The 6,909-nt window shown below is 41.7% G+C and carries 3 protein-coding genes and 1 pseudogene; 1 reads left to right on the plus strand and 3 read right to left on the minus strand.

Translation table 11 applies throughout. The annotated features are described in order from the left end of the window. Nucleotides 1-54: 54 nt before the first annotated feature. The 3 genes from VOR_RS0103860 to VOR_RS0103870 form a co-directional block, all read right to left on the minus strand. Entirely contained in the window at nucleotides 55-3,876 is a 3,822-nt protein-coding gene (locus VOR_RS0103860; protein WP_010318417.1) for a PAS domain-containing hybrid sensor histidine kinase/response regulator, read from the minus strand. 418 nt (nucleotides 3,877-4,294) lie between these two features. Continuing rightward, complete coding sequence (locus tag VOR_RS0103865) at nucleotides 4,295-4,978, minus strand: response regulator transcription factor (protein WP_010318418.1); 684 nt, start codon at nucleotides 4,976-4,978, stop codon at nucleotides 4,295-4,297. Then, nucleotides 4,975-6,570: a sensor histidine kinase gene (locus VOR_RS0103870; RefSeq protein ID WP_010318419.1), complete on the minus strand. Its 1,596-nt coding sequence runs from the start codon at nucleotides 6,568-6,570 to the stop codon at nucleotides 4,975-4,977. Before VOR_RS0103870 ends, VOR_RS0103865 begins: the two co-directional genes overlap by 4 nt. Nucleotides 6,571-6,756: 186 nt before the next feature. Here VOR_RS0103870 and VOR_RS16715 point away from each other — a divergent pair. Next, nucleotides 6,757-6,909: pseudogene (locus VOR_RS16715) on the plus strand (phosphoribosyl-AMP cyclohydrolase); the annotation flags it as partial.

Below are 6,909 nucleotides of genomic sequence, written 5' to 3' on the forward strand. Positions count from 1 at the left end.
AAAAACACCGGTACCGTGAAGTTAGTTTTCTTGCTGAAGTTTGGTAAACCGTAATTAGATAGCATCGTAAAACTCTTTGTTTTTCATGATTTCTTTTAGTATTGCAGTTGCTTGTTCAAACGCCAAACTTTGCACTTGTTCTGCAAGTTGTTTTGTTAACTCTTCATCAATCATATTTAATTGTGCTGAGATTTCTTCAAATAATGTCGTTGCTTCCATATTTGAAGTATTGAAACATCTCCCGAGCATGAGCAGTTTTTCTCTAAATATTGCTTTATCCATGGCAACTGGTGTTGTAGTCGTTAGTTGCTCGTTGCTGAGTAAATTCATCAATGATCTGAGGTGTGATTGGGCAAATAGTACGTCAGCCAATAAGCCACTATTTCTGCTCATCGTCTCTGTGGTTGCGATTGAACATTCGAATTCCGCTTTTGCTAACTTTCCCGACAATTGTGTAAGTCCACAGCTTTCTGAGCCACTTTTTAAACTGTGGTAGATACGCAATGCGACATCAGTAGCAATTTCAGTAGATTGCAGTTGTGATATAGCATCTTGCATATCAATGACAAATTGATTGATTACTTTTAGATAAAAGGATAAATCGCCGATTCGATTTATCGCTTGATTGAGTTTAATGCCATGTTTATCTGCATATTCTTGAGCTTGTGTCGATATTTTTTGATTATGGGGAGCTACAACTTGTTGTTTTGCTGGGAGGTTTTTTTGAGTGACGAAGTGTTGAATTTTTTTTACCACATCAGTGATCTCGAAAGGTTTCGCAATATGGCCATTCATACCAGCAGCTAAAGAGGTGGCTTTGTCTTCAGGGCGAGCATTAGCTGTCATTGCTAATATTGGAAGTTGATGAAACTTCATCTCCTGTCGGATCTTACGAGTCGTTTCATAACCATCCATACCGGGCATTTGAATATCCATCAGTACTAGGGAAAACTGCTGATTTTTCAGTATATCTAGTGCTTTAAAGCCGTCCTCAGCTTCGATAATTGTTGCGCCACATTGGCGGAGTAATTCGGTTGCGACCAAGCGATTGGTCGGATTATCTTCAACCAGCAATATGCTGATACCAGATAAGCTATCGTTTGAATTTATTCGATGGAATGTTTCTGCAAATACGGCATCTTTACTTTGCCGTGTATTGATAATGGTTTGTTTGATTAGCTCTGGCGTTACTGGCTTTATCAGCACGGTTTCTAAAAGTTCATGGGTGTCTTCTAAATGTTTGTCGAGAATTTCTAGGCCAAAAGCCGTAATCATGATGACTAACGGTATTTTTTTGAGATTTTCCTGGTTTTTGATGGATCGAGTAAGAGCCAAGCCATCCATATCAGGAAGTTTCCAGTCAACAAATGCGAGATCAATCACTTCGTTTTGTTGAGCTAAGTGGTGTAGTTGTGCTAAAGCTTCATCGGCGTTGGGCGCAGCAAACACTTGGCAGCCTAGTTTTTGGAGTATGTCTTGAAGAATTAAACGTGCGGTTTCATTATCTTCTACCACTAATATTTTTAAACCCTGTGTCAGATGCGAGTAAATGTCATTACAAACAGGTGAGAAGTTTAATGTGATGGTGAACGTAAATTCACTCCCCTTATCAAGTTGGCTTGTCACGCTAATGTCACCTTGCATCAGGCTCACTAACCGTTTTACGATCGATAAACCTAATCCTGTACCACCATACTTTCGGCTAATTGACGACTCAGCTTGGCTAAATCCATTAAAAATAATGGCTTTCTGTTCTTGAGTCATCCCAATGCCAGTGTCAGATACTTTAAAAAGTAAGGTACAGTTATTATCTGATATGTGCTGTGTTTCTATGGATATTTTGATTTCACCACTATTGGTGAATTTAATGGCATTACTGGCTAAATTTAATAATATTTGTCGTAAGCGCAGGCTATCGCCGATCAAGATGGTTGGAACATCAGGCGCAACATCATAGATGATCTCGATGTCTTTCTCTTGAAGGCTTGACGACAGTAGTACCGCCGTTTCTTGCAACAGATCTGGCAGTGAAAATGAATATTGCTCTAATTCGAGCTTTCCTGCCTCCACTTTAGAAAAGTCTAAAATATCGTTTAAAAGAACGAGTAGAGACTTGGCTGCACTTTGTGTTTTACTTAAGTAGTCTATTTGTTGGCTACTTAAATTGGTATTGAGAGTCATCTGTAATAACCCCAAAATAGCATTCATTGGGGTTCTAATTTCATGGCTCATATTCGCCAAAAAATCCGACTTCGCTCGGTTTGCGTACTCTGCTTGCTCTTTGGCTTCCGCGAGTTCTTTCTCTTTTTGTAGCTGTTCCGTTAAGTCATAAGCAATACCTAAGAAGCCGACTAACTGACCGTAGTCATCTATTAATCCACCGACATAAAGTTTAACCGGAATGTGTTGGCCGTTTTTACTGATGTAAGTCCAGTGATTAATATCGGATTTGCCTAATTTTGCTTTAGCGACAAAAGCATCAAACCCGACTTCTACAGTTTCTCCTAGTTCTAACGATAGATCTTTTGCTCGTCGAGCTACCTCTTCAGGTAGGTGAAATATCGCCGGTGTTTTTTTTCCCACCAGTTCACTGGCACTGTAACCGATCAGTTTTTCTGCAGAGGGGTTAAATATAGTGATTAATCCATCTAGATCCGTCGCGATAATAGCGTAACCAGCACTGCTCAAAATGCTGCGCTGTAGAGCATTCACTTGCGAAATCTCCTCTGTCCTTTGGTTGACCAATTTTTCTAATTGAAGATTGGTTTCTGTCAGTACGGCTTCCCTTGCTTGAGCGATCTCTATTTTGTGCTTGGCGAACTGAGCTCGACGGGAACGCATCATTTGAATGATAAAAACAGTCAACATAAGCAACAATGTGGCCGTTAAGATCTCTTGATAAGTTTGGTTGTAAGCATCTAATGGTAGAGATTCAATAAACTTGTTGGTAGCAATCAGATTGAGTTCCCATTGACGTCCAAACAAATCAATAGTTTGGGTTACTTGATAAGAGGTCTTATCTTGAATTAAGCCACGGGTGAAAAAATACTTTGAATTATCGTCATTGATATCACTGATGGTTAGAATAACCTCGTCATTGAGGCCAGCCACAACACTTAATACTTCATCTATCAAAATAGGCGAATAGTTCCAGCCTCTCAGCTGACTTAATCGCTCTTCTATAGAAGATGAATCCGCTATTTTATTGGTGTTGTACACTGGCATTAGCATTAGAAAGCCTTGCTGTGTTTTTTTATCGGCTTGCACGAGAGTAATAGGAGCGGTAAGGCGTACAGAGTTACTTTTGGCAGCCTCTAAGGCGGCAGCTCGGCGCATTGCCTCTGAACCAATGTCTAAGCCGACCGCCTGTTTATTGTGGTCTTCTGGTTCAATGTATTGGATAACAAACAAGCTGTTATTATGCTCTGAAAGCGAGCGAATATTGAAGGTTTTATCGGGTCTATCGCGACGAGCTTGTTCGATGAAGGCTTCTTTTTGCTCCGGTTCAACAAAACGGATGAATCCAAAGCCACGAGCTCCCGGAAACTCTTTTGGATAGTCACGGGTCTGGGTATAGCGAAGCATCTGCTCATAATCAAATGCATCGACTCCAGCCGTTATCACCGCGCCTCTAAAGCCACGTAGCCCGTATTGATATAGCGTAACCTTTTCTGCTACCCCATTACTAATCTGCTGTAATCGTGAAGATAAGTCATACTGTACATGTTCAATTCGCTCCGCTTTATGCATTTGATTAAAGTGACTTGCGGCAAATAAACCAAAGACAAGAATAAGCAAAGGCAGCCAAAGTGCGTTTAAGATGGTTTTATTTAATTTCAAAGTGGCTTTGGGTTGTTTTTCTTTTGATAGATCCATTACTTTTCCCTGCTAATTACATGCTTTTTATCGTATTACCACTTGTTTTGATGTTTTTTCAAATACCTATAATAACTTTAGCAGGATATTTCTAATTGGATAGAAATGCCGTAGACGCGCCAATTCCCTATCCACTATATACCCTTCCTACTTGAAGCTGCAGCGGTGTTGGCTACGTTCGTTCACCCCAATCACATAGTTTGCCTATGCTCATGGGGACTCACTCACTTGCCGCCTACCTGCAACTCCAAGTTGTTTGGGTATAGATATGCAAATTTGTGTACCGGAACGAATATTAAATTTTCTAGATAACGGATTGTTTTGTTAGATAACTGATTGTTTCGTTAGATAACCGATTGTTTTGTTGGATAACTAACCATTTTGTTAGATAATGGTTAAATTATCCATTTCCTGTGCGTTACTCACCACTATTTTTATCGAGAAAATAGCCCATACCGCGTTTAGTTTTAATCAGTGCTGATGAGAAAGGGTCATCAATTTTTTTGCGTAGACGACGCATATACACATCGACTACGTTGGTTAGGGGATCTTGATGGAGGCCCCAAACATTAGCAAGAATCCGTTCTCGGCTAAAAATATGACCGGGTTTATGCATCAATAGCTCTAATATGGCGAGTTCTTTGGCGGTTAACTCAATGGTTTGTCCTGCCCGTGTTACGGCCATGGTTGATAAGCAGAGCGTTAAGTCTGCAATGTGTAGAGTGGGCATTGGCGCAGAGTCAGAATGTCGACGTTGCAGCGCATCTAGGCGAGCCAGTAACTCTTCAAAATGAAAAGGTTTTGCCAGATAATCATCCGCACCAATGCGTAGGCCCCGAACCCGTTCTTCAACTTCGCCCAGTGCAGAAAGCATCAAAATGCGCACATCAATACCGGCTTCACGTATTTGCTGACAAAGAGTTAATCCATCGGTGTGCGGAAGCATTCGATCTAAAATTAAAATATCGGGCTCGCCGCTTATGAGTGTTTCAAGTGCGTATTGCCCATCATTTAGTCGCTGAATGTGGTGACCTTCTGCTTTGAGCCCTCGCTCAATAAAGTTGGCAATTCTGGCATCATCTTCAATTAAAAGAATTCTCATAATTCTTCCTCTTCCAGTTCAAAGGTAAGTGTAACGGTTGTGCCTTGAGCCAGTTGGCTTTGGAATGCGATGGTTCCGCGTTGCTGTTGCACAATGTTATAAGCCAGCGTTAAACCAATCCCCAAGCCATCAGGGCGATAGCGTTTGCCGTTTTCTGACCGAAAATAGCGTTGGAAAATCTGTGCGAGGTCCTCTTGGTCAATGCCAATACCGTGATCTTGCAATTGAAGATGAAATTGCTGGGGCTCAACTAGCAGAGTGAGCGTAATAGGCTGGTGATGTGGATCATAGCGCAATGCATTATCGACGATAATTCGCACGGTCATCAGTAGCTTATCTAAATCAGTATGAAAGATCCGAGCTTGCCAGTTTGCCTGTTGTGGGTGAAGACATTCAAGTTGCACTTGATGCGCGTGAGTTAAAAGGGTGGCTTGTCTCGTCACCGACTGCCATAGACTCTCTAAGGTGATAGGGATAAGAGTCGGTTGGAACAGCTTTTCATCTTGACGGATAAGCAGCAATAAATCGTCGATCCGGTAGGAAAGGTGGGTTGCCGATTCATTGATACGCTGTAGCGTTTGTCGATACTCTTCATCACTATTTTGACGACTGCGAAGGGTAATTTGCGCTTCTCCTAAAATGGCCGTTGCGGGAGTACGCAATTCATGGCTGACGTTCGCAAAAAACTCTTTCTGCTGACGTTTAGCTTGCTCCAATGTTTCGAGTGCATTGGCGAGTTCTTGGGTGCGTGCGGTGACTTCTCGCTCAATGAGTTGACGCGAAGCGATCTCTTTTTGCTGCGCATTTTCAAGGCTTTGTGCCATGTAATTAAAATGCTGCGCTAGGGTTCTGAGCTCACTTGGCCCGCTGACCGATACTCGATGGTTAAGATGGCCTTGTTCTAAAGATGAAGTGCTTTTTAGCAGCTCCGCTAACGGTTTGGATAAGGTACGCAGTAACCAGCCTCCTAGCAGCAAGCCAAAGACTACCCCCAGTAATGATAAGGTTACAATGACATTTTCTACATCAGATAATGATTTCATCGCTGCCGCTTCATAGCGTGCAGTACGTTGTTTCTGTAGAGAAATAGCTTGATTCAGCAGCTGGCGTAGGTCGGTATTATCCACTTTATCAAAGGTGTCACTGAGTAAAAGCCAGCGATCATTATTGTCTGTGATTTTTGCGATTTCCCAGGATCGAAGCGCTGTTTTTAATCGTCCAAAGTTAGTTTCAAAGAGAGAGATGACTTTGATTTGCTGAGTGATCTCGGCAAAGTCTTGGTTGGTGATACCGTGTTGCTGTGCTTGCTCGGTTAGCAAATAGAGCTCGCTGAGCAAATCTTCAATTTTTGAAAAGCGCATGTCTCGTTTGAGCGTGCTGCCATCTTTGGTCAATAAATATTCGGCAAGCCAAATTTTTAACTGTTGTTTTTCCGTGCTCAACTGCATAAAGCTTTGCAAGATTTGATTGGAGATCTGTCCGCGCTGAATGTGCTCATTAGCGACGTTATTTGACCATAAAGCGGTGCCAGCTTGGGCTAAGATTAGGGTGAGTAACAGAGCCAGTACGAGAGATAATTGATAACGAAACATAATGATCGCCGCATAAATTCAATAGGTGAGCAGAGTAAGCGATCCGTTGGTATTGGGTAAAGAATATTCATCTGAAGTTAATCTAAGCGCATGGTTTAGGTTCATCGAGAGGCCGTAAATTACTCCCATCAACTACATTAGTTCCATCAACTACATTACTTCCATCAACTAGATAAGGTATTCATCATGCAACGTACATATAAAAGAATTTCTATTTCAGCATTATTACTCTGCGGGTTGTTACCGCTATCCGCTCAAGCTTCTAACGTATTAGTTAATAACAACATTAACCACCAAGAGGTGCTTGATGCCCAGCAAGCTTGGGGAGAAGCGTTAATC

The sequence above is a fragment of the Vibrio ordalii ATCC 33509 genome, assembly GCA_000257205.1.
Taxonomy (GTDB): domain Bacteria; phylum Pseudomonadota; class Gammaproteobacteria; order Enterobacterales; family Vibrionaceae; genus Vibrio; species Vibrio ordalii.